The organism is Streptomyces sp. NPDC028991, assembly GCF_055564775.1.
Genome location: NZ_JBVHVP010000004.1, coordinates 104,849 through 130,872, shown reverse-complemented (window position 1 = coordinate 130,872; position 26,024 = coordinate 104,849). Strand labels below are relative to the sequence as shown.

General features: G+C 72.3%; 19 protein-coding genes and 3 tRNA genes. 14 read left to right on the top strand and 8 right to left on the bottom strand.

The genetic code is table 11. The features are described from left to right. The first annotated feature begins 650 nt into the window (after positions 1–650). Together ACZ4V1_RS10830 and ACZ4V1_RS10825 are read left to right on the top strand one after the other, a co-directional pair. On the top strand, positions 651–1,316 hold the full coding sequence (locus tag ACZ4V1_RS10830) for a bifunctional DNA primase/polymerase (protein WP_468332611.1): 666 nt from the start codon (positions 651–653) through the stop codon (positions 1,314–1,316). Between the two features lie 55 nt (positions 1,317–1,371). After that, entirely contained in the window at positions 1,372–2,457 is a 1,086-nt protein-coding gene (locus ACZ4V1_RS10825) for a hypothetical protein (protein ID WP_468332608.1), read from the top strand. A 150-nt stretch (positions 2,458–2,607) separates the two neighbouring features. On the opposite strand, the gene ACZ4V1_RS10820 is transcribed toward ACZ4V1_RS10825, so the two are convergent. The 3 genes from ACZ4V1_RS10820 to ACZ4V1_RS10810 form a co-directional block, all read right to left on the bottom strand. Continuing rightward, complete coding sequence (locus ACZ4V1_RS10820) at positions 2,608–3,597, bottom strand: DUF5926 family protein (RefSeq protein WP_468332605.1); 990 nt, start codon at positions 3,595–3,597, stop codon at positions 2,608–2,610. 399 nt (positions 3,598–3,996) lie between these two features. After that, positions 3,997–4,548: an ATP-binding protein gene (locus ACZ4V1_RS10815; protein WP_310872454.1), complete on the bottom strand. Its 552-nt coding sequence runs from the start codon at positions 4,546–4,548 to the stop codon at positions 3,997–3,999. Positions 4,549–4,875: 327 nt separating this feature from the next. Continuing rightward, on the bottom strand, positions 4,876–5,703 hold the full coding sequence (locus ACZ4V1_RS10810; RefSeq protein WP_468332602.1) for a glycerophosphodiester phosphodiesterase: 828 nt from the start codon (positions 5,701–5,703) through the stop codon (positions 4,876–4,878). Positions 5,704–5,971: 268 nt separating this feature from the next. Between ACZ4V1_RS10810 and ACZ4V1_RS10805 the strand changes: the two genes are divergently transcribed. The 3 genes from ACZ4V1_RS10805 to ACZ4V1_RS10795 all read left to right on the top strand — a co-directional run bounded on the left by ACZ4V1_RS10805 (position 5,972) and on the right by ACZ4V1_RS10795 (position 8,788). Continuing rightward, positions 5,972–7,483, top strand: a complete 1,512-nt coding sequence (locus ACZ4V1_RS10805; protein WP_468332599.1) for a S1C family serine protease — start codon at positions 5,972–5,974, stop codon at positions 7,481–7,483. A 70-nt stretch (positions 7,484–7,553) separates the two neighbouring features. After that, a tRNA-Ser gene (locus tag ACZ4V1_RS10800) sits at positions 7,554–7,638 on the top strand. 598 nt (positions 7,639–8,236) lie between these two features. Then, positions 8,237–8,788: a hypothetical protein gene (locus ACZ4V1_RS10795; protein ID WP_468332597.1), complete on the top strand. Its 552-nt coding sequence runs from the start codon at positions 8,237–8,239 to the stop codon at positions 8,786–8,788. A gap of 409 nt (positions 8,789–9,197) precedes the next feature. On the opposite strand, the gene ACZ4V1_RS10790 is transcribed toward ACZ4V1_RS10795, so the two are convergent. After that, entirely contained in the window at positions 9,198–10,064 is an 867-nt protein-coding gene (locus tag ACZ4V1_RS10790; protein ID WP_468332594.1) for a bifunctional DNA primase/polymerase, read from the bottom strand. A 384-nt stretch (positions 10,065–10,448) separates the two neighbouring features. Between ACZ4V1_RS10790 and ACZ4V1_RS10785 the strand changes: the two genes are divergently transcribed. From ACZ4V1_RS10785 to ACZ4V1_RS10775, 3 genes are all read left to right on the top strand, one after another. After that, positions 10,449–10,775 (top strand): hypothetical protein, encoded by a 327-nt coding sequence (locus ACZ4V1_RS10785; RefSeq protein WP_468332591.1) that lies wholly within the window; start codon positions 10,449–10,451, stop codon positions 10,773–10,775. A 399-nt stretch (positions 10,776–11,174) separates the two neighbouring features. Continuing rightward, positions 11,175–11,747 carry a SigE family RNA polymerase sigma factor gene (locus tag ACZ4V1_RS10780; RefSeq protein ID WP_468332588.1) on the top strand — a complete coding sequence of 191 codons (573 nt, stop codon included), beginning with the start codon at positions 11,175–11,177 and terminating at the stop codon, positions 11,745–11,747. Positions 11,748–11,887: 140 nt separating this feature from the next. Beyond that, positions 11,888–13,564 carry a long-chain fatty acid--CoA ligase gene (locus tag ACZ4V1_RS10775; RefSeq protein ID WP_468332585.1) on the top strand — a complete coding sequence of 559 codons (1,677 nt, stop codon included), beginning with the start codon at positions 11,888–11,890 and terminating at the stop codon, positions 13,562–13,564. Positions 13,565–13,748: 184 nt separating this feature from the next. On the opposite strand, the gene ACZ4V1_RS10770 is transcribed toward ACZ4V1_RS10775, so the two are convergent. Beyond that, positions 13,749–14,993, bottom strand: coding sequence for an MFS transporter (locus ACZ4V1_RS10770; protein WP_468332582.1), 1,245 nt, complete (start codon positions 14,991–14,993; stop codon positions 13,749–13,751). Between the two features lie 148 nt (positions 14,994–15,141). Between ACZ4V1_RS10770 and ACZ4V1_RS10765 the strand changes: the two genes are divergently transcribed. After that, entirely contained in the window at positions 15,142–15,726 is a 585-nt protein-coding gene (locus ACZ4V1_RS10765; RefSeq protein ID WP_468332579.1) for a TetR/AcrR family transcriptional regulator, read from the top strand. Between the two features lie 108 nt (positions 15,727–15,834). On the opposite strand, the gene ACZ4V1_RS10760 is transcribed toward ACZ4V1_RS10765, so the two are convergent. After that, entirely contained in the window at positions 15,835–20,493 is a 4,659-nt protein-coding gene (locus ACZ4V1_RS10760) for a response regulator (RefSeq protein WP_468332577.1), read from the bottom strand. A 248-nt stretch (positions 20,494–20,741) separates the two neighbouring features. Continuing rightward, positions 20,742–21,221: an SSI family serine proteinase inhibitor gene (locus tag ACZ4V1_RS10755; RefSeq protein ID WP_468332574.1), complete on the bottom strand. Its 480-nt coding sequence runs from the start codon at positions 21,219–21,221 to the stop codon at positions 20,742–20,744. Between the two features lie 168 nt (positions 21,222–21,389). Here ACZ4V1_RS10755 and ACZ4V1_RS10750 point away from each other — a divergent pair. The 3 genes from ACZ4V1_RS10750 (at position 21,390) to ACZ4V1_RS10740 (ending at position 23,453) form a co-directional block, all read left to right on the top strand. After that, positions 21,390–21,480: transfer RNA gene (locus ACZ4V1_RS10750), tRNA-Ser, on the top strand. Between the two features lie 250 nt (positions 21,481–21,730). After that, a tRNA-Arg gene (locus ACZ4V1_RS10745) sits at positions 21,731–21,803 on the top strand. A gap of 162 nt (positions 21,804–21,965) precedes the next feature. Further along, positions 21,966–23,453, top strand: a complete 1,488-nt coding sequence (locus ACZ4V1_RS10740; RefSeq protein ID WP_468332572.1) for a peptidoglycan D,D-transpeptidase FtsI family protein — start codon at positions 21,966–21,968, stop codon at positions 23,451–23,453. A gap of 82 nt (positions 23,454–23,535) precedes the next feature. On the opposite strand, the gene ACZ4V1_RS10735 is transcribed toward ACZ4V1_RS10740, so the two are convergent. Continuing rightward, a complete protein-coding gene (locus ACZ4V1_RS10735) occupies positions 23,536–23,895 on the bottom strand; it encodes a winged helix-turn-helix transcriptional regulator (RefSeq protein WP_468332570.1) in 360 nt (119 codons plus the stop codon). Between the two features lie 80 nt (positions 23,896–23,975). On the opposite strand from ACZ4V1_RS10735, the gene ACZ4V1_RS10730 reads away from it, so the two are divergent. Beyond that, positions 23,976–24,857, top strand: coding sequence for a DUF2797 domain-containing protein (locus ACZ4V1_RS10730; RefSeq protein WP_468332567.1), 882 nt, complete (start codon positions 23,976–23,978; stop codon positions 24,855–24,857). 227 nt (positions 24,858–25,084) lie between these two features. Next, positions 25,085–25,990: an amidohydrolase family protein gene (locus ACZ4V1_RS10725; RefSeq protein ID WP_468332565.1), complete on the top strand. Its 906-nt coding sequence runs from the start codon at positions 25,085–25,087 to the stop codon at positions 25,988–25,990. The last annotated feature ends 34 nt before the right edge of the window (positions 25,991–26,024 follow it).

Sequence of the window (26,024 nt, the reverse complement as noted above, 5' to 3'; positions counted from 1 at the left end):
CTCAAAAGCATCGCAAACCCCCATGTCATTCTGCGCCGCTAGCAGTGTCTCCACATGTACACGCACTCGTTAGGAGATGTCCAGCATTGTCCTGCCGGGATTCCTGGTGTCCGTGAGGTGTGAGTGACCTTCCTCCCGGCCTCTTGCGAAAATGCGAAATTGGCTTGAAACTGCCCTAGAGGACGCCTTGTTGCGGTCGACTGGGGGTGCTTTACGGAGCGTCACAGCGGTCGTGATGGGTACGTACTCGGAGAAGGCCAGGGGTGGTTGGGGACCACCCGGAACCTGGCGGCGGACCCGGGCGTCCTATCCACCGACGACCGTGCCCCATCCTCCCGTGGCGGAGGCGGACAGAAATACGCGGGACGGCAAACGCCAGACTTCGCCACCCCCGCGCCACGCCCATGCTTTTGCCAGACGCAGTGTGGACGGAACCGCCGCGGACGCAGTCAGTGCTCGACCCACAGGGGTTTTCCTTGCCCTTGGCAGTGATGTCCTTGGCGGCGACGCCTCTTTACGGAGGTGGCCGAGCCGGGATGTCTCTCGGCAGGGGTGTGACGCGCCACCAGCTACGCACAGCGAAGAGATCGACACATGGTGTGATGTGACCACGGTGTTGCCAGGCGTGCAACGGAAAGGAACGAGCGCTCATGCGCGAGATCCTCGGAAGGCGACGCAGGCTCTTGTCCCAGCACGACGACGGGCGGCCTGAGCTGATCGGTGCGGCTCTGACCTACGCGACGCAATGGCAGTGGCCCGTACTCCCGGGCGTGGCGGCGGACCCGCGGGCGCGGTCGCGCTGCGCCTGCCCCGACCCGGAGTGCACGGTGCCCGGCGCACACCCCTTCGACCCCGGCCTCCTCGCCGCCACCACCGACGGGCGTATGGTCCGCTGGTGGTGGACCAATCGCCCCACCGCGCCGATCGTCCTGGCCACCGGGGGCGGCGCCCCGTGCGCCGTCTCCCTGCCCGCGCTGCCGGCCGCCCACGCCCTTGCGGCGCTCGACCGCGCGGGACTGCGGCTCGGGCCGGTGGTCGCCTCGCCCACCCGCTGGTCGTTGCTGGTGAGGCCGTACTCGATGGAGCAGCTGGGCGAGCTGCTCTACGCCAAGGACTTCGTCCCCGGCTCCCTGCGCTTCCACGGCGAGGGCGGCTACCTCGCGCTGCCCCCGTCCGAGACCGGTGGAGGCGCCGTGCGCTGGGAGCGGGCGCCGTTGCCCGGCTCCGCCTCGCCCTGGGTGCCCGACGTGGAGGCCGTGGTGGACGCGGTGGTCGACGCCCTCACTCGTACGGGTGTGAGCGCGCCCGAGTTGTAGGGGTCTGCGGCGCGCGCGGAAGTCGGCGCCCGCCCGTGTCGTTATCGTCCGCCCCATGCCGCTTCATGCTGGGGAGCACCGCGCCGGGCAGCACCGTGCCGCCAGGGCACACCGCGCCGCCGGTCCGGACCGCGCCGCCGGTCCGGACCGCGCCGCCGGGCTGGATCGCACCGCCGGGCTGGATCGCACCGTCGGGCTGGACCGCACCGTCGGGCCGGACCGCACCGCCGGGCCGGACCGCACCGCCGGGCCGGACCGCACCGCCGGGCTGGACCGCTCAGGACCGCGCCGCGGCAGGCCGGACCTCCGGCGGGCCCGCCTGTACGGGCTCGCCGGTGTCGTGGTGTGCGCGGTCGTGCTGCCGTTCGCCGTGGCGTCCGCGGGGCCTCCGGGCGGCGGGGGCGAGGAGAACCCTCCGGCCGTCCGTCTCCTCTCCCAGGGCGGAGACGGAAAGGCACCCGAAGACGTCGGCCGTGCTGCCCCGGCCGCGCCCACCCGTTCCCCGCTGCCCCCGGGCCCGGCCACCGCCGTGCGCTGTGGTCCCGAACTCAACTCGCCCGAGGGCGTCGAGGCGCAGACCTGCGTCGTGTCGCAGGAGACGGAGACCTGGGCGCGGACCTACTACCGCAACGCGACCGGTGACCCGCTCGAAACCGTCCTGAGCCTCATCGGGCCCGACGGGCGCAGTGTGCGGACGCGCTGCGCGGTGGGCGCGGAGGACGCGCCGGGCACCTGCGAGACGCCCAGGAAGCGCACCCGGGGCGGGCCGACGGCGTACACCGCGGTCGCGGAGTTCGCGGCCCGGGCCGGGTACGGGCCGCTGCTGCTGCGTACCGGCAGCAACCGTAGCGACGCAAGCGGGGTAAGTAGTGCAAACGGGGTCAGTGGCGCAAGCGACGCAGCGGCCAGGAGCCCTCGGAGTGACGAGGGCGGCGGGAGCGACGTGAGTGACTGGCTCAGTGGCGGCAGTGGCGGCAGTGGCGGCGCCGGGGTGCCGGGCGCGTCGGCGGCAAGGGGAGCAACTCACCTGTGGGAACGGGGAGTTGACGAGCGCTTTCGGTGCGTGAGCGACCGGGCGCATGGAAAGACCCGGTTGCTGGCGACGGGGGATGCACCAGCAACCGGGCTACTCGAACGGTAACAAGAGATCGGCGGTTAGCAAATTCGGTCTCTAGTTTTCCGGTCACCGACTGGCCTGTCTTTGGCGGGAGTTGTGACCGGAGTCACGCGTCCCCGGACCGGGGCTCCGGCTGACCGGTCGGTCAGCCGGAGCGACTCCCACGGCTGTGCGTCAGCTGAGGGTTACCTGTCGGTTGGTCAGTCCACCGCGTGCCCGGCGCTCGTCGTGGGTCAGCGGGGCGTCCGTGGCCAGGGCCTCCGCGAGACGCTCGGCGAACTCGGCCGCCGGCTTCTCGACGTCCTGCGCGGTGACCTCGCTCGGCAGGTCCCACACCGGGACGGTGAGCCCGTGAGCGCGGAAGGAACCGACGAGCCGGGTGCCCTCGCCGAGGGACGACCGGCCTGAGGCGTGCAGCCGGGCAAGAGCGTCCAGAAGCCGCTCCTCCTCGTGCGGCATGACCCAGCGCAGGTGGTTCTTCTCCGGCGTCTCGCACCAGTAGGCGGAGTCCACACCCTGGAGCCGGACGGTCGGGATGGCCGCGGCGTTGGCCCGCTCCAGGGAGGCGGTCACCTCCGGCGTGGCGTTCTCCGGGTCCGGGACCCAGAACTCGAAGCCCTCGTGGACGGTCGGCTCGAACGCTCCCTCGGGGTCGAGCAGGTCCTGCAGCCGCGGACCGTCGGCCGGCGCGCGGCGGCCCTGCACCGGCGTACCCGGTCCGGCGGTCAGCGCGCGCTGGAGGGTGTCGGCGAGGTCGCGGCTGATGTCGCCCGACGCCGTGTCGTTCTGCAGGCCGAGCAGGACCGAGCCGTCGTCGCGGCGCAGGGCCGGCCAGGCCATCGGCAGCACCGTGGCCAGAGTGACGGAGGGGACGCCGTCGGGCAGACCGTCCTTCAGGGTCAGCCCGACCGTGGCCGCCGGCACCAGCTCGCGCAGGGCCACCCAGTCGCACTCGCCGGGCAGTCCCTCGAACGGGCGCTGCACCAACTCGGTAGTGGCCTGGGCGGCGGCCCGGCCGTGGCAGGCCTTGTAGCGGCGGCCACTGCCGCAGGGACAGGGCTCGCGGGCACCGACGACCGGGAAGTTGCCGTCAGCGCCTGCGGCGCGGGCACCGCCGGCGGGCTGCGGGTGCTTGGCCTTCGTCTGGGGTCGCTTCTTGGCCATCGTGGGTGTCTCCCGGTTGCGGCTCATCTCGTACGGGCGCGAGCCTAGCCGTTCACGCCCTGGGCGACGGGACCCTGTGGACAACCGGCCTTCCGCGGGCCCGGGTAGCGCTCCTGGTCTGGCGGATCGGCGTGCGGCGGCTGGCAGGTCGGACCACGCGGGTGTGCCAGGTCGGACCCGCGCGGCTGCGCAGAGCCGGACCGTGGGGATCTGCCGGGCCGGCGTGCCCGGGGTCCGCCGGGTCGGCAGACGCGACCTGTCGGCTGGCGCTCACGGGGTAGCCGAGGGCGCAGCGCGCAGGGCTCGCGGCGCAGGGCTCGCGGCGCAGGGCTCGCGACGCAGGGCGTCACACGCACTGTGTGCGGGGTCGCCGAGAGCAACGCGCGCGGGCCCGTCCGGTCAGCCGAGGTCCTCGAATGCCTCCGCGAAGTCCAGGCCTGGGATCTCCGACACCGCCGGTGCCGTGATCCGGGTGGCGAAGTCGTCGCGCCGGTGCCCGGCGTCCGGGTCGTGCACGTCGTCGTGGACGACGACCCACACCGTGACCTCGCCGCGCGCGTCGTCCCGTACTCCCCAGTCGTCGGCGAGCGCGGTGATGATGTTCAGCCCGCGGCCGCCGTGCGCCGTGACCGAAGGGGTCGCCGGGGCCGGGCGGGTCGGTCCGCCGCCGTCCGTGACCTCCACGACCAGCCTGCCGCCCGCGTCCACCTGCCATGCGGCGCGCACGTCGCCGTCCCCGGCGAGGGCGTCGCCCAGCGGACGGCCGTGTTTGCACGCGTTGCTCAAGAGTTCGGAAAGAACCAGTACGGCGTCGTCGATGACCGATTCCGCGACACCGCCGCTGCGCAACTGCTCCCGCATCCGGTGCCTTGCTTTCCCCACGCCCGCAGGGCCATGGGGAACGGCCATGCTCGACGACGTGGGCACCTCCTGTGCCACCACCAACGCCACCCCCGAGACCTCCTTCGCCCCACGCCACGGTGTGGATGCCCCTCTGGCCTGAACCGGAAACCGGCCGGTCCCCGCCCAGTGACGCATTCGACACGGTCGAACACGTACCGAACGCGCCGGAGCACTCCCCGTAACCGTGTGGCTGGATCTCGTCGGTGTGGCCGAGAGGTGAGAATGCGGCAGGCGGGCCGCCCGGTCAAGGTGCGCGGACCAGGGTTCACGGGCGGGGCGGGAATGAATCACGGACGTACTGCGGACGTACTGCGGACGAATCACGGACGAATCACGGCCGAATCGCGGATGATTCATGGGCGATTCACGGACGAATCAGCGGCCCAGGTGGTCCAGTACCGCGCGGGGCCGGTTGGTGATGATGGCGTCGACGCCCAGGTCAGCGCAGAGATCCACGTCTGCCGTCTCGTTCACGGTCCACACGTGCACCTGGTGGCCGGCCCGTTTCAGGCGCTCGATGTAGGCGGGGTGGTTTCGCACGATCCGCATCGAGGGGCCCGCGATCCGGACGCCCGCTGGCAGCCGCCCGTCCCGCAGCCGGGGCGAGACGAACTGCATCAGGTAGACAGTCGGCAGGGTCGGCGAAGCGGCCCGCACCCGGTGCAGTGAGCGGGCCGAGAAGCTCATCACACGCACCGGGGACTCGGCTGCCGAGGCCGGGGAGTCGAGTCCGAACCGCTTCAGGAGTATCAGCAGCCGCTCCTCCACCTGCCCCGCCCACCGCGTGGGGTGCTTGGTCTCGATGGCCAGCTCCACCCGCCGCCCGGCGTCCGACACCAACTGGAGCAGCCGTTCCAGGGTCAGCACGGAGGTCTCCTCCCGGTCCTCGGGCCGGTGCTCCCAGTCGGGCTGTTCATCGCGCGTCCGCCAGAACTCCCGGGTCCTGCGGGCGCCGAAGTCGAGCGCGGCGAGATCGGCCAACTCCAGCGCCGACACCGCTCCGCGTCCGTTGGACGTACGGTTGACGCGCCAGTCGTGCACGCAGACGAGATGACCGTCGGCGGTCAGGCGCACATCGCACTCGAGGGCGTCCGCCCCGTCCTCGATCGCCTTCCGGTACGCGGCCAGGGTGTGTTCGGGCGCCTCTTCGGAGGCTCCCCGGTGGGCGACGACCTGGGTCGGGTGCTGTCGTACGTGGGTCACCGCGTCATGGTGCCACCGTAGGCGGGTAGACGTGCCACCGGAGTCATCGGCCACGCGTCCGTTTAGTCTTGGATGACCCATATAAAGGTCGACCGTGGACCCACAGCAACCGCTTATGGTGCTCTGACGGCCCGTGGGAAAAGCTGATGGCATACGAAAACACTGCACATCTGCGTCGCGTCGGACCGTGGAGCAGCGCGTGAGCGTCGCTGAGCGCGACCAGTGTGAAGTGTGACCGACAAGCAGCCGTGGAACGAGGAGAAAAGCTGTGAGCACCGAGAACGAGGGCACCGCGGTACCCCCGGCCCCCTCCGCGCCTCCCGTGCCGGTGGAATCTCCCGCAGCCTCCCCCCAGTCGGCCGCGCCACAGCATCCGGACCAGCCGCCGTCCCACCCGCCCGCGGACCCACAGCCGCACGACGGCTTCGGACCGGCCGCCACCCCCCACCACGCCCCGCACCAAGCCGCCGCCCATGACCCGGCCGGCGCGCCCGGCCCGGCCGCGCCTCAGGGGCACGGACACTCCGCTCCCGACGCCTCCTGGCCGCCACCCCCGCCGCCGGGCACCCCGTCCTACCCAGGCGGGGGCGGAGGCGGGGGCGGAGGCGGCGACGGCTCCAGCGGCTGGGGCGCGTCGTACCAGCCGCCCGCGCCGAAGTCCGGCCGCGGTCGTGGTGGTGTGGTCGCCGCGCTCCTGATCGCCGCGCTGGTCGCGGGCGGCCTGGGCGGCGGTCTCGGCTACAGCCTGGCCAAGAACAACGACGAATCCGGCTCCACGACGGTCTCCGCCTCCGACACCGGCGGCTCCGTCAAGCGTGACGCGGGCACGGTCGCCGGAGTGGCGGGCAAGGCACTGCCCAGCACGGTCACCATCCAGGCCGAGGGCAGCAACGGCGAGGGCGGCACCGGCACCGGGTTCGTCTTCGACAAGCAGGGCCACATCGTCACCAACAACCACGTGGTGGCGGAGGCGGTCGACGGGGGGAAGCTCAGTGCGACGTTCCCCAACGGCAAGAAGTACGCCGCCGAGGTGGTCGGCCACGCCCAGGGCTACGACGTGGCGGTCATCAAGCTGGAGAACACCCCCTCGGACCTGAACCCGCTGCCCCTCGGCAACTCCGACAAGGTCGCCGTCGGCGACTCCACGATCGCCATCGGCGCGCCCTTCGGCCTGTCCAACACGGTGACGACGGGCATCATCAGCGCCAAGAACCGCCCTGTGGCCTCCAGCGACGGCAGCGGCAGCAACAAGGCGTCCTACATGAGTGCCCTGCAGACCGACGCGTCGATCAACCCGGGCAACTCCGGCGGTCCGCTGCTGGATGCACAGGGCAACGTCATCGGGATCAACTCCGCGATCCAGTCCACGAGCAACGGCGGCTTCGGCACCGGCCAGGCCGGCTCGATCGGCCTCGGCTTCGCCATCCCCATCAACCAGGCCGAGTTCGTCGCCAAGCAGCTCATCAAGACCGGCAAGCCGGTGTACGCGAAGATCGGTGCCTCCGTCTCCCTGGAGGAGACGACGAACGGCGCCAAGCTCACCGAGCAGGGTGTGGGCGGCTCCGAGCCCGTCGAACCGGGCGGCCCCGCCGCCGACGCCGGTCTCAAGCCAGGCGATGTCATCACCAAGCTCGACGACCGGGTGATCGACAGCGGCCCGACCCTGATCGGCGAGATCTGGACCCACAAGCCCGGCGACGAGGTCACGGTCACCTACGAGCGCGCCGGCAAGCAGCGCACGACCGAACTCACCCTGGGTTCCAAGATCGGCGACGACTGACCCACGCATCGCGCATCTCCGCGCCGACCCGCTACCCTTGTCCCGCGCCGCCGATCACGACCGGCGCGCGGGTGGGTTGCCCGAGCGGCCTAAGGGAACGGTCTTGAAAACCGTCGTGGCGCAAGTCACCGTGGGTTCAAATCCCACACCCACCGCAGAGAGCTACGGCCCCTGACCAGGCGTTATGGTCGGGGGCCGTCGTCGTGCGCGCTACCTGCCGATCACCGCCGGTCTCCGCGATCTACCGGTCGAACGGGCACGCCAGGGCCCCCAGGGCATGGCTGACCGTGGGGACGTGATCTCTTGGACCGGCGGTGCGGGAGGTCTGGTTGCCGCGCCTGCGTGACTCATCGACGAGCGTGGCCGGAGGCACCCGTTGACTGCCGCCTGACGACGGCCCGATGCCGGCGCCGGGGTATACCTCAACTGCTGTGCAGGTGCCGTGTGTTGCTGGCGTGGCCCGGGCGGGCTGTTCTAGCCTCGGCGCGGCGCATGTGTGGACCGGCGGCAGCAGTGGGGGTGCTCAGCGCGGTGGCAGACGATCGGCCTGATGCAAACACGCCTGGCCAGGGGGCCAACCATGGGGATGGTGCACGGACGCCCGCATCGCCGCCCCCATCGCAGGCGGACGCGGACCCGCCGACGCCGGACGGGGCACAGGGGGATGGTGCGGGTGGAGGCTGGTTCAGCAGACATTATCGGGCGGCCTGGATCGGTGCCGGAGCTACGCTCCTCGGCACGCTGATCACGGTCGTGGTGCCGATTCTCAGCTCCTCCGGCGACGACAAGGGCGACGGCGCCCCGACCGTTGCCCCCACTCTTTCGGCTCCCGCCTCGGCGTCCGCCTCCGCACCCGCCTCCACCCCCGTCTCCGGCTCGCCGTCGGAGCAGGCCGAGACGTCCGCCCCGGACGACAGTCCTTCGCCCGCAGGCAGCGAACTCTGGCGGGGCTCATTGCTGCTCGGCCACGAGCCCAAGGACCTGGACGCAGGACAACCCGTCGCTGACGCCTATGGCGGCGAAGGGGATGTGTACACGCTGCCCGGGAACGAGATCGAGGGTTGGAACGGCACCGTAATCTCTCTCTGGTCGGGTGGCACGACCAGTCTGCCGAGCTACGAGGAGTGCTTGAACACGGTTGGTGCCGAAGGAACCAAAAAGCAGCAACTGACCGAGAACACGGTGCTGTGTGTACGCACCAGCGCCGGGAACATCGCCCGGCTCAAGCTCACCGCGCTCGGCTCCGACGGCATCGGCAGCGATGACCGCAACACGTTCGACGCCCTCATATGGGACGCGAGCTGAGCCCGCCGCATGGAGCCGGATTCCCGTCGCGGTCGACGTCGGTGATCGGACGGTGCTGAAAGGTGTCGCCTCCTGGCAGGCCTGGACGAGTGCCTGCCACGGTGAGAGTACCGATCACCGGCTGGCCGACAGAGGTGTCCGTGCGCGGGCTGACCTGCGGTTGCCCCGGGTGCTGACAAGTTCGGGGACACGGACCGGTGGTCTCGCCGCCCACCCCTGCTTTCGGTGGGGCCGCCGCTGTGCGGGGGATCACCGGTTCCCATGTGCCCGCCGTTTCCCCGCTCGGCTCTGTCCGTCGAGTTTCCGGATCTCAGGCTTCGTTCCGAGGGGCGAGGGGTGAGGGGTGAGGGGTGAAAGGCAAGGGGACGAGGGGCCGGCCGTGGTCTCGCGGCGGCTCTGGAAGGGTGGGTCAGGGGTGGTGGCCCGTCATGCGGGCCGCTGACGCGATCGTCGCCCGGGCCTCGCGTTCGCTCAGGCCGGTGTCGAGGGCCGCCTCGACCAGAGGGGCGACCAGGGCGGGGCCGATGCCGCCCTCGTAGGCGCGGCAGGCGGCCCAGAACAGGCGGGTGTTGCGCTGGCCCTCGTGGGCGCCGAGGACGAACTGGACGAGTCCCTGGCCGTGCGCCTCCGTCGGGGCGAGGGCCGACTGGTGCGTGCGCTGCGGCGGGAGCAGGAGGCGCAGGAGGGCGGGCGGGCAGGACGCGGGGGCGAGGTGGGCCGTGCCGGGCGCGGCGGCGTACGCGCCGTGGCGGGTGCGGGAGCCGGGGCCGACCAGGTAGCCGCCGGCGCCGCGGATGTCGATGCCGGGGGCGAGACGGCCGGCCGAGTTGGGGACGACGCGGTCGGGCGGGCCGCACAGCCAGAGATGGCGCCCTCCGCTCGGGGTCAGTACGACGACGGTGGGCGGGATCGTGAACAGGTGGCGCAGGGCGAGTTCGCGCAGGGCGGTCGAGGAGTCCGTCTCCGATTTCGTGTCCAGGTCGACGCCGATCAGGTGGTGCGGCGGCAGACCGCAGGCGATGCCGTAGCCCGTCGCCCAGGGTGCGGCGGCGAACAGTTCGCGGATGCGGGCGGGATCGGTGGAGGCGTCGTAGACCCCGTGGCCGAAGCGGCCGCACTCACCGTGGCAGCGGGTCGGTGCCGGGCCGTCGCGATGGGGTGAGCGCAGGGCCGGGAGCTTCGTCCGGGACAGGGGGATGACGGCCAGCCCGCGTTCGGCGGCTGACAGGGCGTGTGCGAGGGCCAGCGTCGTGGCCTGCCGGTCGGTGGTGGCCATGACTCCATGTTCGTACGTGTGTTCGAAAAAGGGAAGGGTGATTGCGTACGACGCGCCGGGGAGGAGCCCTGCGCGGAAAAAGTGCCGTAACGCTTCACCTCTTGCGGCACTTGGGGAGGAGCTGTCCGCACTGTCCAGAGCTGGGGCGGAAGGGAACCAAAGGGGTTTATCGACTTGTCATCACGCTTGAGGGCGAATCAGGGCTTCCGGGGTGGTTCGCCGGGGATTCGGTGGGCAATTCTGATCACGCGACGTCGTGCACAGCGTCGAGGCAGTCGGCCAACTGCTTTGGCAAAAGCTCCACTTCACAGCCCTACGGCAGCTCTACTTCACGTACTTCTCGCGTTGTCGGCCGCAAGCCGGCGCATGTTCTGGAGGAACAACATGGCAAGCATCCGTACCGCCCGCGTCGTCGCCGCTGTCGCCGCCCTCCCGCTCGCCGCCGCTCTCTTCGGCGGCGCGGCGACGGCGGACAACGGCGCCCTCGCGGACGACGGATCGAACGCGACCGCTTCGGAGGCCTTCGCGGGCATCATCGGCAGCGGCGTCGGCGGGGACAACAACGGCAACTCGTCCACCACGCAGCAGCAGGCGGTCGGTTCGGGAGCCTCGAACCAGAGCAACACCGCGCAGGTCGACGGCTCCGCGTTCACGGCGATCAATCAGGGCAACGAGAACGTGGCCGTCAGCTTCTCCCCGCTGTGGTGGTGAGCTGAGGGACCGGCGCGGGTCCGCTTCCGCGCCGGCCCCCAGTCTCTGTGCGGGTGTGCTTCATGGGGTCGCAAGGTCGCAAGGTCGCAAGGCGCCTGGGCGGCGGTACTTCGGTATCGCCGCCCAGGTGTTTTCGCGTGCGCACGTCCCGGGGGGCTCCGCCTCCAGAGCTCCGCCTCCGGGGCTCCGCCTCCCCAGGGCCCCACCTCCCCGGGGGAGCCCCGGGAAGTTTCCCGGGGAGAGGCCGCGGCCGGCCCCCAGGGGTGAACCCGCAGTACCTCTCCTCCCCTCGTCCACCTACAGGAGGTGCAGCCGGCACCACCCCTACAACCTGAGGCGGACTCGCCTTCGGGACCTGCGGCCGATCCGCCGGACGCCCCTCGCTCATAGCGTTGAGTCATGACCACACCCGTCTGCACCAGCGCTTCGAACGCCGCCACAGCCACGGCCACGGCAAGGACGCAGACCTTCCCGTATCCGTCGTTCTCGTCGTACGTGAAGGCCCGCCAGCCGGTGCTGCTGCGTACCGCCCGGTCGCTGACCGCGAACCCGTGCGACGCGGAGGACCTGCTGCAGACCGCGCTCACCAAGACGTACGTGGCCTGGGAGCGCATCGAGGACCATCGGGCGCTGGACGGCTATGTGCGCCGGGCGCTGCTGAACACCCGGACGTCGCAGTGGCGCAAGCGCAAGGTCGACGAGTTCGCCTGCGACGAGCTGCCGGAGCCGGAGCCCGTCCCCTCCGGCGGCGACGATCCGGCGGAGCGGCAGGCCCTGCACGACGCGATGTGGCGGGCGATCATGAAGCTGCCTGCCCGGCAGCGCGCGATGGTCGTCCTCAGGTACTACGAGGACCTCAGCGAGGTCCAGACGGCCGAAGTGCTCGGAGTTTCCGTCGGCACGGTGAAGTCGGCGGTGTCGCGGGCGCTCGGCAAGCTCCGGGAGGACCCTGAGCTGGGGTTTGTGCGGTGACGAACCAGTCTGAGGGCCGTCGTCGGGTGCTCCCGCCGGACGGTTTGCCGGGCGACCCGCACTGATCGATCACCCGGGAGTAGTGACATACCGCGCGGTATGTGCGCAGAATCAGCGCAACCCTTACCGCCGCGTAGGCAATGTCGCCCCGGGAGGACACCGTGCTGAGCACGATGCAGGACGTACCGCTGCTGATATCGAGGATCCTGACCCACGGGTCCACGATCCACGGCAGCTCGCAGGTGACCACCTGGACCGGTGAGGACGAGCCGCACCGCCGCTCCTTCGCCGAGATCGGCGCCCGCGCCGCGCAACTGGCGCACGCCCTGCGCGAGGACCTCGAGGTCCGGGGCGACGAACGGGTCGCGACGCTCGCCTGGAACAACGCGGAGCATGTCGAGGCCTACTTCGCGATCCCGTCCATGGGCGCGGTCCTCCACACCCTCAATCTCCGCCTCCCGCCCGAGCAGCTCGTCTGGATCGTGAACCACGCGGCCGACCGCGTCGTGATCGCCAACGGCTCCCTGCTCCCCCTGCTCGCCCCGCTGCTGCCGCACCTGAAGTCGGTCGAGCACGTGGTCGTCACCGGCCCGGGCGACCGCTCCCTGCTGGCCGGGGCGTCCGTCCAGGTGCACGAGTACGAGCATCTGATCGCCGGGAAGCCGACCACGTACGACTGGCCCGAGCTGGACGAACGTGCCGCGGCAGCCATGTGCTACACCTCCGGCACCACCGGCGACCCCAAGGGCGTGGTCTACAGCCACCGGTCCATCTACCTGCACTCCATGCAGGTCAACATGGCCCAGTCGATGGGCCTGACCGACGAGGACACCTCGCTGGTCGTGGTCCCGCAGTTCCACGTCAACGCCTGGGGGCTGCCGCACGCCACCTTCATGACCGGCGTGAACATGCTGATGCCGGACCGCTTCCTCCAGCCGGCCCCGCTCGCCGAGATGATCGAGAACGAGAAGCCGACGCACGCCGCTGCCGTCCCCACCATCTGGCAGGGCCTGCTCGCCGAGCTGACCGCGAAGCCCCGGGACGTCTCGTCCCTCACCCAGGTCACCATCGGCGGCTCCGCCTGTCCGCCCTCCCTGATGGAGGCGTTCGACGCACTCGGCATGCGGGTCTGCCACGCCTGGGGCATGACGGAGACGTCCCCGCTCGGTACGGTCGCCCGCCCGCCGGCCCACGCCGTCGGTACGCCGGAGGAGTTCGCGTACCGCCTCACCCAGGGCCGCTTCCCGGCCGGCGTCGAGGCCCGCCTCACCGGGCCCGGCGGCGAGCGCCTGCCCTGGGACGGAGAGTCCGCCGGTGAGCTGGAGGTCCGCGGCAACTGGATCGCCGGCGCCTACTACAACGGTCCGGGCGCCGAGCCGCTGCGCCCCGACGACAAGTTCAGCGCGGACGGCTGGCTGAAGACCGGCGACGTCGGCACCATCTCCCCCGACGGCTTCCTCACCCTCACCGACCGTGCCAAGGACGTCATCAAGTCCGGCGGCGAGTGGATCTCCTCCGTCGAGCTGGAGAACGCCCTCATGTCCCACCCGGACGTCGCCGAGGCCGCCGTGGTCGCCGTTCCCGACGACAAGTGGGGCGAGCGCCCGCTGGCCACCGTCGTCCTCAAGGAGGGCGCGAGCGTCGGCTTCGAGGAGCTGCGGACCTTCCTCGCCGAGGACGGCAAGATCGCCAAGTGGCAGCTCCCGGAACGCTGGACGGTGATCGAGGCGGTGCCCAAGACGAGCGTCGGCAAGTTCGACAAGAAGGTGCTGCGCAGGCAGTACGCCGACGGCGGGCTGGACGTCACGCGGCTCTGAGCGGCGCGAACGACTCAACCGTCTCGACCGTCTCAAGCGTCTCAACCGACGCGACTGACGCGACTGACGCCGCCGACGCAGCCGATGCGGCAGGTGCTCGTATGCCGGGTGGCGCCCCCCCCGCCCGGCATACGAGCGCCCGGCTTCCGGGCCACCGTTCCCCGCGTCCGCCGCGTTCCCGCGTTCACCGCTTCCCGCGTTCACCGCTTCGTACTGCGGTCGCCGCCCACCCCAGCACCAGCCACGTCCCCGCCACCGCGCAGACCCCGCCCCAGCCCCAGTGGCCGTACGCGGGTCCCGCGAGGGCCGAGGACAGGGCGCCGCCCGCGAAGCCGGACACGACGTACGCCGTGTTGGCGGTGGCCGGAGCGGACGTGGTGGTCAGGGCGAGAGTCTGGTTGGCGACGTGGGAGGCGACCAGGGCGGCGTGCACCAGGACCGCCGCCGCGCACAGGGCGGCCATCGCCTGTCCGCCCAGCCAGAACAGCGGCACCGACACGGCGGCGAGCAGATATGCGGACCGTACGACCTTCGCGGCGCCGAACCGGTCGACCAGGCCGCCCGCGAGCGGCGCGACGACACTCGCCGCGAGCCCGAACAGGCCGAACAGCCCGGCCGCGGCGGTGGTCATGCCGTACCCGTCGTCCCCGGCCAGGAGCAGCGCCAGCGAGGTCCACAGGGCGCTCCAGGCGCCGTACATCCCCGCCTGGCGCACGCAGGCGCGCCACAGGTCCGGCGAGCGGCGCACCACGCCGGGCAGCGCGGCGAGCCCGGCGAAGAGCGATCCCTCGCGACGGCGCCGTTCCGCGGGCAGTACGTACGCGGTCGCCAGGCCCAGAACGGCGGTCAGGACGGCCGCGCCCACGAACACCACGCGCCAGCCGAAGGCCTGTCCGACCAGCCCGCCGAGCACGCGGGCCGCCACCACGCCGGTGAACAGCCCGGCGATGACGGCCGCCACGTGCCGGGCCCGGCGGTCGGCGGGTGCGCGCTCGGCGACCAGCGGGACCAGGAGCTGTGGGACGACGGTCGCGGCCGAGGCGACCAGTACGGCGCCCGCGAGCGCGCCGGTCCCGGCCGAGGCGGCGCCGACGACCAGGGCCGCCGCGGCGACCAGCGCGAGGACGGCGACCAGGCGGCGCCGGTTCACGCTGTCCCCGAGCGGGGCGAAGAAGAGCAGGCCGGCCGCGTACCCGAACTGCGCGACCGAGGCGAGCCAGGCGACCGCCGAGGGCGTGGAGCCGAAGTCGTGGGCGATGAGGGGGAGCAGGGGCGCCGCGAGGTAGATGTTGGCGGCCGTGACGGCGGTGCAGACGGCGATCAGGGGGAGGAAGAGACGGGAGGAGGGGGACGGCCTCTTCCGCGACGGGTGCGCGGTGCGGTCCGCACTCCGGGGCGTGGCCGGAGTGGCTGCTGACGGTGACGGCATGGGAGGGCGACTCCTTCGAGTGCGCACTGGCAAGTAACAGCTAACAACTAACTGGTTGGTTGGAAACAACTCCGGGAGTCTCGTCCGCATTCCCGGGTCCTGTCAACCAAACAGTTGGTTACCCCCCCCGTCGGGCTACCCTGTGCTCATGGCAGCAAGGGACCCCGAGGCCACCAAGGCCCGGATCTTCGAGGCCGCGGTCGCCGAATTCGCCCGCTACGGCATCGCCGGCGCCCGCATCGACCGCATCGCGGCCGAGGCCAAGGCCAACAAGCAGCTCATCTACGCCTACTACGGCAACAAGGGCGAGCTGTTCGCCTCGGTCCTCGAGAAGAAGATGCTCGACCTCGCGAGCTCCGTCCCCTTCGACCCGGACGACGTCGAGGGCTGGGTCGACCGCCTGCTGGACTACCACGCAGCCAACCCCGAGCTGCTGCGGCTCCTCTTCTGGGAGGGCATGGAGTACGGCACCGCCGAGCTGCCCCACGAGGCCGAACGCCAGGACCACTACGCCCGCAAGGTCGCCGCCGTACGGGACGGCCAGGCGCGCGGCGTGATCACCGACGCCATCCCGGCGCCCGACCTCCTCTTCCTGCTGGTCGCGATGACCAACTGGGCGTCCGTCGTGCCGCAGATGAAGCGCATCCTGGTCGGCGGCGAGGACACGGACGCCGACCGCCTGCGCGCCTCGATCAAGACGGCGGCGCGCAGGATCGTGACGGCTAGCGGCTAGCGGCTAGCGGCTGGCGGCTGGCGGCTGGCGGCTGGCGGCTGGCGGCTGGCGGCTGGCGGGGAGCGGGGAGCGGGGAGCGGGGGAGGGTGGCGCGGGAGCGCCGGCGCGTCAGTTGGTCCCGATCCGCGAGAGCAGTTCGACGATCCGGGACTGCACCTCACCGCTCGTGGAACGCTCCGCCAGGAACAGCACAGTCTCCCCCGAGGCCAGCCGAGGCAGGTCGGCCTGGTCGACGGCGGCGGTGTAGACGACGAGCGGGGTGCGGTTGAGCTGTCCGTTCGCGCGCAGCCAGTCGATGATCCCGGCGTACCCGGCCTGGCCCCGCTGCACCTGCATCAGGTCCATCACGACCAGGTTCGGCCGGAACTGCCCGGCCAGCGTCACCGCGTCGGCGTCGCTCGCCGCCCGCGCCACCTGCATCCCGCGCCGCTCCAGCGTCGTGGTGAGCGCCAGCGCGATCTCCGCGTGCTCCTCGATGAGCAGCACGCGCGGCGGGTGCTGCTCGCTATCCCGGGGCGCGAGCGCCTTCAGCAGTACGGCCGGATCGGCGCCGTAGGCGGCGTCGCGCGAGGCCTGTCCGAGCCCGGCCGTGACCAGCACCGGAACCTCGGCGGCCACCGCGGCCTGGCGCAGCGACTGGAGCGCCGTACGGGTGATCGGCCCGGTCAGCGGGTCCACGAACAGCGCGGCCGGGAACGCCGCGATCTGCGCGTCGACCTCCTCGCGCGAGTGCACGATCACCGGCCGGTAGCCGCGGTCACTGAGCGCCTGCTGCGTGGAGACGTCCGGCGCGGGCCACACCAGCAGCCGGCGCGGGTTGTCCAGTGGCTCGGGCGGCAGCTCGTCGTCCATCGGCTGCGGACGCGGCGGGTCCGCCACCTCCACGGCACCGCCGGGCCCGTCCAGCGGCTCGGGTCCCTCGGCGGCGTTCTTGTCCGGCGCCCCTATGGCGTACGACCGCCCGGCGCCCTCGGTGAGCGGCGCGCGCCGGGGCTGCCCGCCGGCCAGGGACGGTTGCTCCTGCTCCTGCTCTTGCCCCCGCCCCTGCCGCTGACCCGCCTGCCCCTGGCCCTGGCCCTGCGGCTTCGGCTGCGCGGTGGCGGTGTGCGGCTGTTCGGCCGACGGATGCGGGCGGGCCGACTGGTCCGAGCGTGTGGGGTCCGGGTCGGGCGGCGTACCCAGCTTGCGGCGTCGGCCCGAGCCGCCCGGCTGGTGCGGGGCGGGTGTGGCCGACGGCTGCTGCACCTGGACCGCCTGCCGGTTGAACGGCACCCCCTGGCCCAGCGTCCGCACGCTGATCGACCGACCCTGCGTCGAGTTCGGGTCGACGGGCGCGGACGCCTCGGCGGGCAGGGGCTGCGCCGCGCGCGGAGCGGGCGCGTTCTCGGGCGGCAGCGGGGTGCCCTGGCTCGGCGTGGTGGCGGGGACGCCCTGCGGGGGCGTCGCGGCCGGGAGGGTGGCAGGAGCGGGGCCGGTGGTGTCGGGGACGTTCGCCGGTGCGGGCCCGGTAACGCCGCCCGGCGGCACGGGGGCGCCGGCGCCCGTGGCGTCCGCGGCGGCGGGCCACGGCTGCGGGGCGGGCTGACCGGCGGCAGCGGGCTGCGCGTCGGCGGCATCGGCGGCGTCGACGGCGTCGACGGGCTGCTGTGGCGCCTCGGGGTGCGCGGCAGGCGCGGGCGCGGGCTCGGGCGCCGGTGCGGCCTGCGCGGGTGCGGCCTGCGCGGCGGTGTTCTGCGTGGCCCTGCTCTGCGCGGCGGTGTTCTGCGGAGGCATGGGGGCTCCGTGCGCGGGCGCTCCGTGCACGGGAGCTTCCTGTGCCTGACCGCTCTGCGCCGGTGGGCTGCTCTGTGCCGGACCGCTCTGCGCCGGTGGGCCACCTTGAACCGGGTGGCCAGCCGGTGCCGGTGCCGGCACTGCTTCGTCGGCCTGCTGGGCGGCAGCACCGGCCCGGCGGCGTCGTCCGGTGGGCGCCTCGGCCGGGTGCGGCTGCGGCGGGGTGTGGTCCTCGGACTGGTCGTGCGGTACGGCGTCGTGCCGGCCGTCGCCGAGCAGGGCGTCCTCGGGAGCGGCCGGGCCGGGCACCCGCATCTGGCCCGCGGGTGCCGTCGAGGGCGCTACGGCGCCCACCGTCCCGTGCTGCTGGGGCGCCCCGTGAAGCTCCCGCCTCCCATGCGGCTGGGCGGTCGCATGCGACTGAGCGGTCCCATGCGACTGAGCGGTCTCGTGCGACTGAGCCGTCCCATGCGGCTGGGCTGTCCCATGCGGCTGGGCTGTCCCATGAGGCTGCGGGGCTCCGTGCGGCTCCGCCGTTCCGTCGGACGGTCGGTCGGCGTCGGCGGGCGGAAGTGCGAACACCTGACGCGGGGCCGCCTCTTGCGCGGCGGCACGCTCGTTCGCGGAGGCCAGGGCACGGCGCCGGCGCCCGGTCGGGTGGGACTCGTCGGCCGGGTCCGACTCGCCGGCCTGCGCGGGCAGGGCCGGAGGCAGCGCCTGCTGCTCGCCACCGTGCCGGCCGCTGGGCGCGGGCACACCCTGCGGCGGTACGGTCCCGCCCAGACCGGTATTGGAGGCCGCGGCCGCTCCGCCGTGCTCGCCGGCCATGACGACGGCACCCTCGGACACTCCGGCGGGCAGTCCCTGGGGCCGGCCCTCGACCGCGGCACCGGCGGCCTCAGCGGGCCGCCCGCGCCGGCGTCCGGTACCGCCGGACCCCTCGCCCGGCGCCGCCTGCGCGGGAACCGGAAGAGGGGCGGGCGCCGGGACCTGTTCCGGCGAACCGTGCCCGTGCCCCTGCTGCTCCTGAGTCCGGGCCGCCGCCCGCCGCCTGCGCCGCCCGGTCGGGGCGGCACCGTCGCCTTCGGCACCGGCGGCGGCCTCATCGGCGCGTTCACCCGCCGCGCCCGCGACCTCGCTCTCGAGGAACGCGTCGACGGACGCCCGCCGAGCGCGCCGCCGCCCGCCACCGGCGGCCGGCTCCTGAACGGCCAGGGCGCTGCCCGTACCCGCGGCACCCGCGGCACCCGCGACCTCGGCACCCTGTGCCTGTGCCTGTGCCTGTGCCTGGACTTGGGCCTGGTCCGGAGCCTCGGACTCGACGGCTCCCGCCCCGCCACCGATCGGCACCTCCAGCACGTACGCGCTGCCGCTCATGCCCGGCACCTCGTGGGTCTGCAGCACGCCTCCGTGTGCCCGCACGATTCCCCGCACGATCGGCTCGTGCACCGGATCTCCCCCGGTGTACGGGCCGCGCACTTCGATGCGTACGACCTCGCCGCGCTGCGCCGCCGCGACCACGACGGTGTTGTCCAGGTAGCCGCCGGTCGCCGACACGGGCGAGTTGCCGGTGGCGTCGACGCCCGCCACGTCCGCGACGAGATGCGCGAGCGCGGTCGCCAGCAGCCGGGCGTCGACCTCGGCCTCGATGGGCGGCGCGTGCACGGCGAACTGCACGCGTCCCGGCCCGATCAGTTCCACGGCGCCGTCGACACCGGCCGCGACGACGGCGTCGAGCATCACCTTCGTACGGGAGACGTTCTCGTTGCCGACGTCGAGACGCTGGTAGCCGAGGACGTTGTCGATGAGGGTGGTGATGCGCGAGTAACCGGCCGAGAGGTGGTGCAGCACCTGATTCGCCTCGGGCCACAGCTGCCCGGCGTCGTCCGCGGCCAGGGCGGCGAGCTCCTGCCGCAACTCGTCCAGGGGGCCGCGCAGGGAGCCCCCGAGGAGGGTGAGCAACTGCTCGTGCCGGGCGGCGAGCGCCTCGTAGCGGTCCTTCTCCCGCTCTCCGAGCGCGGCGTAGCGGTCGGCGTCCGCGGCGATCTCCTCCGCGTGCTGCTCCCGCAGCTCCTCCAGCTCGGCCACATGCTGCTGGCGCAGCGCGGTCAGCTCGGAGGCGTGCTCCTCGGCGAGCCGCTCCAGCTCCTCGGCGTGCCGCTGCTCCGCCTCCTCGTGCTCCTTGACGAGTGCGTCGTAGGGGCGCCGGTCGGTGAAGGTCATCACGGCGCCGACGAGCTGGTCGCCGTCGCGCACGGGCGCGGTCGTCAGGTCGACCGGCAGCTGGTCGCCGTTCTTGGAGAACACCACCTGCCCGCGCACCCGGTGCTTGCGGCCCGAGCGCAGGGTGTCGGCGAGCGGGGACTCGTCGTAGGGGAAGGGCGAGCCGTCGGCCCGCGAGTGCAGGACGAGGGTGTGCAGCTCACGGCCGCCGAGGTCACTGGCCCGGTAACCCAGTATCTGAGCGGCGGCCGGGTTGACGAGGACGATCCGCCCGTCGGTGTCGGTCCCGACGACGCCCTCGGACGCGGCCCGCAGGATCATCTCGGTCTGCCGTTGCGAACGCGCCAGCTCGGCCTCGGTGTCGACGGTGCCGGAGAGGTCGCGGACGACGAGCATCAGCAGTTCGTCGCCGGTGTAGCCGTAGTTGTCGTAGGCCTGGTGGCCGGTTTCCAGGTTGGCGCTGGTGACCTCGACCGGGAACTCGGTCCCGTCGGTGCGCCGGGCGACCATCCGCGTCGGCTTGGTGCGCGCCCGCGGGTCGATGTGGTCCGGCCGCCGCATGGAGCCGGGGATGAGCCGCGAGTCGAACTGCGGCAGCAGATCCAGCAGCCCGCGCCCGACCAGCGCGGTGCCCGGAGTCTCGAAGGCCTCCAGCGCGATGGTGTTGGCGTTCACGACGGTGCCGTTGGCGTTGACCAGTACCAACGCGTCCGGTAGCGCGTCCAGTATGGCTGCGAGGCGAGCAGCGCCTCGGGATGGCCTGCTGCTCACGAGACGCTTCCCTCCTGTTACCGCACTTGCCGACCGCCTGGGCCATCTTGCCAATCGGCCCGCAGCGTGTCACGCGAGGGAGTCTAAGGGTTGGGGCCCGGCGGGCGGCGCGGGATGGGACGGAGGTCGCACGAGGAAGTGACGTAGAACGTGTGACCGAGTGTCCGCGCGACACCCTCCCGGCGCGGTACCGGAGCGCCCGCCCGGTGCCGTCGGACCACCTTCCGGGCGCGGTACCGGGCCGCCTGCTACCGCCCCCGCGCCTGCGGCCCCACGTCGGGCAGCAGCGGCACCATGCGGTCCCAGCGGGAGATCTCGCAGCCGTCGCTGCGGTCGTATGTCACGTCGACGGGGCGTCCGGCCCAGGTGCCCGTGACATGCGCGGTGGCGGGACCGCCGTACTGCATGGTGCAGACGCTGCCCTCCGGGACGGGGGCGAAGGTGTCCTGCCCCCACCGCGTGTCGCGCTCGACGACGGCACAGGCGCCGTCCGGGTCGGGGTGGCTGCCGCCGTGGGGGTGGCAGTACAGCTCGTACGTGCCGTCGGCGTCCGCGCCCGCGTCCCGGACGGTGACCGTCAGGTGATCAGCGTTCGGCGCCCCGGTACCGGCGGCCCCGGTACCGGCGGCCGCGGCCGGGTGCGCGGCGGACAGGGAGGCGAGGGAGGCGACGGACAGCGCGGCGGCGCCGAGGAGGCGGGCGGCGGGGGTGCGGGTGACCTGGAACATGACCTGACTAACGCGCCGGCCTGCCGGACGTTGCGCGACCGGGCGGTAAGGGCTTTGCCCTGTGGCCTGCCCGCCTAGTACCGTAGGCGTCGATTGGTGACAGCGCGCTCAACTGTGTCATCATCGGCACGCACCACTCGCGCTCGCCCGCGAGAGGTGATGTTGTCTGGAGGCGTCGCCTAGTCCGGTCTATGGCGCCGCACTGCTAATGCGGTTTGGGTCTTAAAGCCCATCGAGGGTTCAAATCCCTCCGCCTCCGCACGGATCACCGAAGCCCCGGCCCACCCGGCCGGGGCTTCGGTGTTGTCCGGGCCGCTCCCGATCACTCCCGATCACTTCCGGCCGCTCCCGGCCGCCCCCGGCATCTCTGGGCTCGATAGCTCGTTTCCGCAGGTCACAAGGGGCGTGGCCAATGGATTTCACATGGCGGCGGCAGTCATGTAATGTTCTTCCTGTCGCCGCGAGCGGGCCGAAAGGGCCGGGAGCGGCGGAAGAACTGAACAAGACAAGCACTCGTAGCTTAACGGATAGAGCATCTGACTACGGATCAGAAGGTTGCAGGTTCGAATCCTGCCGAGTGCACAGCAGGCCGAAGGCTCCGTCGAGTAATCGACGGAGCCTTCGGCGTTCCACCGTCGAGGTGATCGCCGTTCGCGACTGTGTCTAGGGTGTGCCCATGTTGCGAGGACGCGTCTTCATATCCATCCGGATATCCATCCGGCCGAGCCTCGACGGAGGACGGCCGTGAACAAGCCGCTGAGGGCCGTGGCGATCTTCTGCGGGCTGCTGGTGCTCGGCCTGCTGATCCGCGCGAACTGGCTGCAGTACGTCCGGGCACCGGAGCTCGCCTCCGACACGAAGAACCGGCGGGTGCAGATCGAGCAGTTCGCCACCCCGCGTGGAGACATCGTCGTCGGTGGCCGGGCCGTCACCGGCTCCACCGAGACGGAGGGCACCGACCTCAAGTTCAAGCGCACCTACGTCGACGGGCCGATGTACGCGCCCGTGACGGGGTACGCGTCGCAGGCGCAGGGCATGACGCTGCTGGAGAAGACCTACGACGGCATCCTGACCGGCAAGGACGACCGGCTGGCGTTCCAGCGGTTCGCCGACGTCGTCAGCGGTGAGGGCCGGCGGGCCGGGTCGGTGGTCACCACCATCGACCCGAAGGCGCAGAAGGCCGCCTGGAAAGGGCTGACCGGCCTGAAGGGCGCGCGGGGCGCCGTGGTCGCGCTGGATCCGGCGACGGGGAAGGTGCTGGCCCTGGTGTCGGCCCCCTCCTACGACCCGTCGGTGTTCGCGGGCAGCACCTTCAAGGAGTCCGACCGCTTCGTGGCGCTCGACAAGAAGAAGAACAAGCCGCTGGCCAACCGCGCGCTGCGGGAGACCTACCCGCCGGGATCCACCTTCAAGATCCTCACCGCGGCCGCCGCGCTGGAGCACGAGGTCGTGACCGACGTCGACGCCCGTACCGACGCCGTCTCCCCGTACCCGCTGCCGCAGTCCACCAACAAGATCGGCAGCGAGGCCGGCGACGCGGTCTGCGACAAGGCCTCGATGAAGACCGCGATGCAGTACTCCTGCAACAACGTCTTCCTGGACGCCGCGTCCAAGCTGGGGCAGGACAAGCTGCGCGAGACGGCGGAGAAGTTCGGCTTCAACGAGAACGTCTACTCCGACGACTTCGGCGACCTGCTCGCCACCAAGAGCCTCTACCCGGAGGACCTCGACGCGCCCGGCACCGCGCTCACCGGCATGGGCCAGGGCAGCCTCACCAGTACGCCGATGCAGATGGCCATGGTCACCGCCGGGCTGGCCAACGACGGCAAGGTGATGCAGCCCTACATCGTCGACGAGGTCAAGGGCCCGGACCTCGGCACGCTGGAGAAGACCGAGCCCGCGGTGATGAGCGAGGCGGTGTCCGCCGAGACCGCGCAGAAGGTCCAGCAGATGATGGAGTTCACCGCCAAGGAGGGCAGCGCCCGCCGCGCCCAGATCGACGGCATCACGGTCGGCGGCAAGACCGGTACCGCGCAGCGCGGTGTCGACGTGAACGACAAGGTGCCGTACGGCTGGTTCGTCTCGTACGGGAAGAAGGACGACGGGTCCTCCGTCGCCGTGGCCGTCTTCATCGACCCGACCGACATGGACATCTCGCGTGAGGACATCTCCGGTGGCGGTCTGGGCGCGCCCATCGCCAAGAGCGTCATGGAGGCGGTTCTCAAGCCGTGAGGAAGGGCTGAGGAAGCGGTGAGGCCTTCCGGTACGCAAGTGAGGGCATCCGGACCGGAGTAGTGGAATGGGTGGCGGCGCGTCAGGCCTTCGCCGCGTCGTACGCCTCGCGGGCCTGCTCGACCGCCGTCATCCGCCGCTCCGTCCACCGCGCGAGGTCACGGACCTGTTCGGCGGCCTCCCGGCCGAGGTCCGTGAGGGAGTAGTCCACGCGGGGCGGGATCACGGGCTTGGCGTCCCGCCGGACCAGGCCGTCGCGCTCCAGCGTCCGCAGGGTCTGGGCCAGCATCTTCTCGCTGACGGCGCCGATCTCGCGGCGCAGTTCGCTGAAGCGGTACGAACGGTCCAGCAGCGCGACCAGGGCCAGGGTGCCCCAGCGGCTGGTGATGTGTTCCATGACCAGCCGTTCCGGGCACATCGACTCGCTCGCCTTCATACGCATACCGTACGCCGGGGCGTGCACTAACTGCGAGTTAGTGCACGCCCCGGCGTTGTCAGTGGTGCCCTCTACTCTCGAGAGCGATGGCACAGGCGTGGAAGTGCTCGGGGCTGCGGTGGGCGGCGGACGGTCCCGTGCTGACATGGGTCGGGGGACGGCGCAGCGCGCTGGCCCGGGGAAGGCGGGTGGCCTTCGGGGTCGCCGGGGGAGGTGTGCGGACATGCGTGGGAGCGCGGGGGACCGCCTGCCCGGTGCGGGCCGGTGTGACGGGGCGGAGTACGGGGGCGCGGTGCGAGGAGTGCGCGCGGCTGGACCGGGCGCACTCCGTGGCCGCCGACACGATCGCGGACGATCCGCGGCCGTACCGCGTCTATCTGGCGTGGTTCGGGCCCGGGCTCGTCAAGGTGGGGATCACCGCACACGAGCGGGGAGCCGCCCGGCTGCTGGAGCAGGGCGCCGTCTGTTTCAGCTGGCTGGGCTGCGGGCCCCTGATGGCCGCGCGCCGGACCGAGGAGCTGCTGCGGGCCGCCCTGGGTGTGCCCGACCGGATTCCGTACGCCCACAAGCGCGCGGTGCGGGCCGGGTTGCCGGGCTCGGAGGCGGCGCGGGCGGCCGAGATCGCGGAGTTGCACGCGCGGGCGGTGGCGCTCGGCGGCTGGCCGGAATCGCTGGCGCCGGAGCCGTTCCGGGGCGTGGACCACGCGGGCGTCTTCGGGATCGAGGGAGCGGGCCGCGGGCCGGCCGCCGTGGGCGAGGTGGCCGAGCTGGTGGCGGGCGGGGCGATCGGGGGCGAGTTGGTGGCGGTCGCCGGGCCGGATCTGCACCTGGCGACGGAGCGCGGGGTCGTCGTGCTGGATACGCGGCTGATGACGGGCTGGGAGCTGGTGCCCGCCGAGGGCGAGCCGTGCGCCGTGCCCGTGCGACAGCTCAAACGAGCGGCCGGAGTACAGGACGGGCTGTTCTGACCTGGCCGCGGCCCCCTCCTGCTCCCGCTGCCCCCACTCTGCCCATCGGCCTCCGCAGCCCCTCCGCCTCCGCGGCCTCCGCTGCCCCCCCCGCTGCCTCCGCTTTCTCCTTTCCCCTTTCCCCTCTGCTCCTTCCCCATCCCCTTCCTCCTCCCCGCCTCCACCTCATCCCCGCCCCGGCGCCCCGCCCCCTTGTCCGCGGGCGCATTGGGCGCGATCGTGGCCGCATGAGTGATCACGAGGCCGGGCAGGTCCGCCGGTTCTGGGAGGGACTCGGGCTGCCCGGACTGGTCGACGTGCACACGCACTTCATGCCCGAGCGGGTACTGCGCAAGGTCTGGGGCTACTTCGACGCCCTCGGGCCGCTGACCGGCGGAGTGGAATGGCCGATCACCTATCGGCACCAGGAGGGCGAACGCGCGGCGCTGCTACGGCGGTTCGGAGTGCGCGCCTTCACGGCCATGCTCTATCCGCACAAGGCGGGCATGGCCCGGTGGCTGAACGGCTGGGCGGTGGACTTCGCCCGCCGGACCCCCGACTGCCTGCACACCTCCACCCTCTTCCCGGAGCCGGGCGTCGAGACGTACGTCCGCGAGGCGGTCGAGGCGGGGGCCCGGGTCTTCAAGGCGCATGTGCAGGTGGGGGCGTACGATCCGGCCGACGAGCTGCTCGACGCGGCCTGGGGGGTGCTCGCGGAGGCGGGGGTGCCGGTCGTCATCCACTGCGGGTCCGGGCCCGCACCCGGCAAGCACACCGGGCCCGAGCCGATCGCTCGGGTGCTGGCGCGGCACCCCCGGCTGCGGCTGGTCGTCGCGCACCTCGGGATGCCCGAGTACGAGGACTTCCTGGACCTCGCCGACCGGTACGGCGAGGTACGGCTGGACACGACGATGGCGTTCACCGACTTCAGCGAGCGTCTCGCCCCCTTCCCCCGGCGGGCGCTGCCCCGGCTGGCCGGCCTCGGCGACCGCGTCCTGCTCGGGTCGGACTTCCCCAACATCCCGTATCCCTACCTGCATCAGTTGCGCGCGCTGGAGCGGCTGGAGCTGGGTGACGCGTGGCTGCGGGGCGTGTGCCACGACAACGCGGCCCGGTTGTTCGGACTGCCGGGCAGTACTGAGGGCGGTTCCTGAGGGCGGTCCCGAGGGCGGGTCCCTGAGGGCGGGT

What these genes read in the sequence shown, in the direction of transcription:
- ACZ4V1_RS10830 (WP_468332611.1), top strand. Translation starts at nt 651, where the DNA reads ATGCGCGAGATCCTCGGAAGGCGACGCAGGCTCTTGTCCCAGCACGAC.
- ACZ4V1_RS10825 (WP_468332608.1), top strand. Translation starts at nt 1,372, where the DNA reads ATGCCGCTTCATGCTGGGGAGCACCGCGCCGGGCAGCACCGTGCCGCC.
- ACZ4V1_RS10820 (WP_468332605.1), bottom strand. Translation starts at nt 3,597, where the DNA reads ATGGCCAAGAAGCGACCCCAGACGAAGGCCAAGCACCCGCAGCCCGCC.
- ACZ4V1_RS10790 (WP_468332594.1), bottom strand. Translation starts at nt 10,064, where the DNA reads ATGGCCACCACCGACCGGCAGGCCACGACGCTGGCCCTCGCACACGCC.
- ACZ4V1_RS10785 (WP_468332591.1), top strand. Translation starts at nt 10,449, where the DNA reads ATGGCAAGCATCCGTACCGCCCGCGTCGTCGCCGCTGTCGCCGCCCTC.
- ACZ4V1_RS10780 (WP_468332588.1), top strand. Translation starts at nt 11,175, where the DNA reads ATGACCACACCCGTCTGCACCAGCGCTTCGAACGCCGCCACAGCCACG.
- ACZ4V1_RS10775 (WP_468332585.1), top strand. Translation starts at nt 11,888, where the DNA reads ATGTCGCCCCGGGAGGACACCGTGCTGAGCACGATGCAGGACGTACCG.
- ACZ4V1_RS10770 (WP_468332582.1), bottom strand. Translation starts at nt 14,993, where the DNA reads ATGCCGTCACCGTCAGCAGCCACTCCGGCCACGCCCCGGAGTGCGGAC.
- ACZ4V1_RS10765 (WP_468332579.1), top strand. Translation starts at nt 15,142, where the DNA reads ATGGCAGCAAGGGACCCCGAGGCCACCAAGGCCCGGATCTTCGAGGCC.
- ACZ4V1_RS10755 (WP_468332574.1), bottom strand. Translation starts at nt 21,221, where the DNA reads ATGTTCCAGGTCACCCGCACCCCCGCCGCCCGCCTCCTCGGCGCCGCC.
- ACZ4V1_RS10735 (WP_468332570.1), bottom strand. Translation starts at nt 23,895, where the DNA reads ATGCGTATGAAGGCGAGCGAGTCGATGTGCCCGGAACGGCTGGTCATG.
- ACZ4V1_RS10730 (WP_468332567.1), top strand. Translation starts at nt 23,976, where the DNA reads ATGGCACAGGCGTGGAAGTGCTCGGGGCTGCGGTGGGCGGCGGACGGT.
- ACZ4V1_RS10725 (WP_468332565.1), top strand. Translation starts at nt 25,085, where the DNA reads ATGAGTGATCACGAGGCCGGGCAGGTCCGCCGGTTCTGGGAGGGACTC.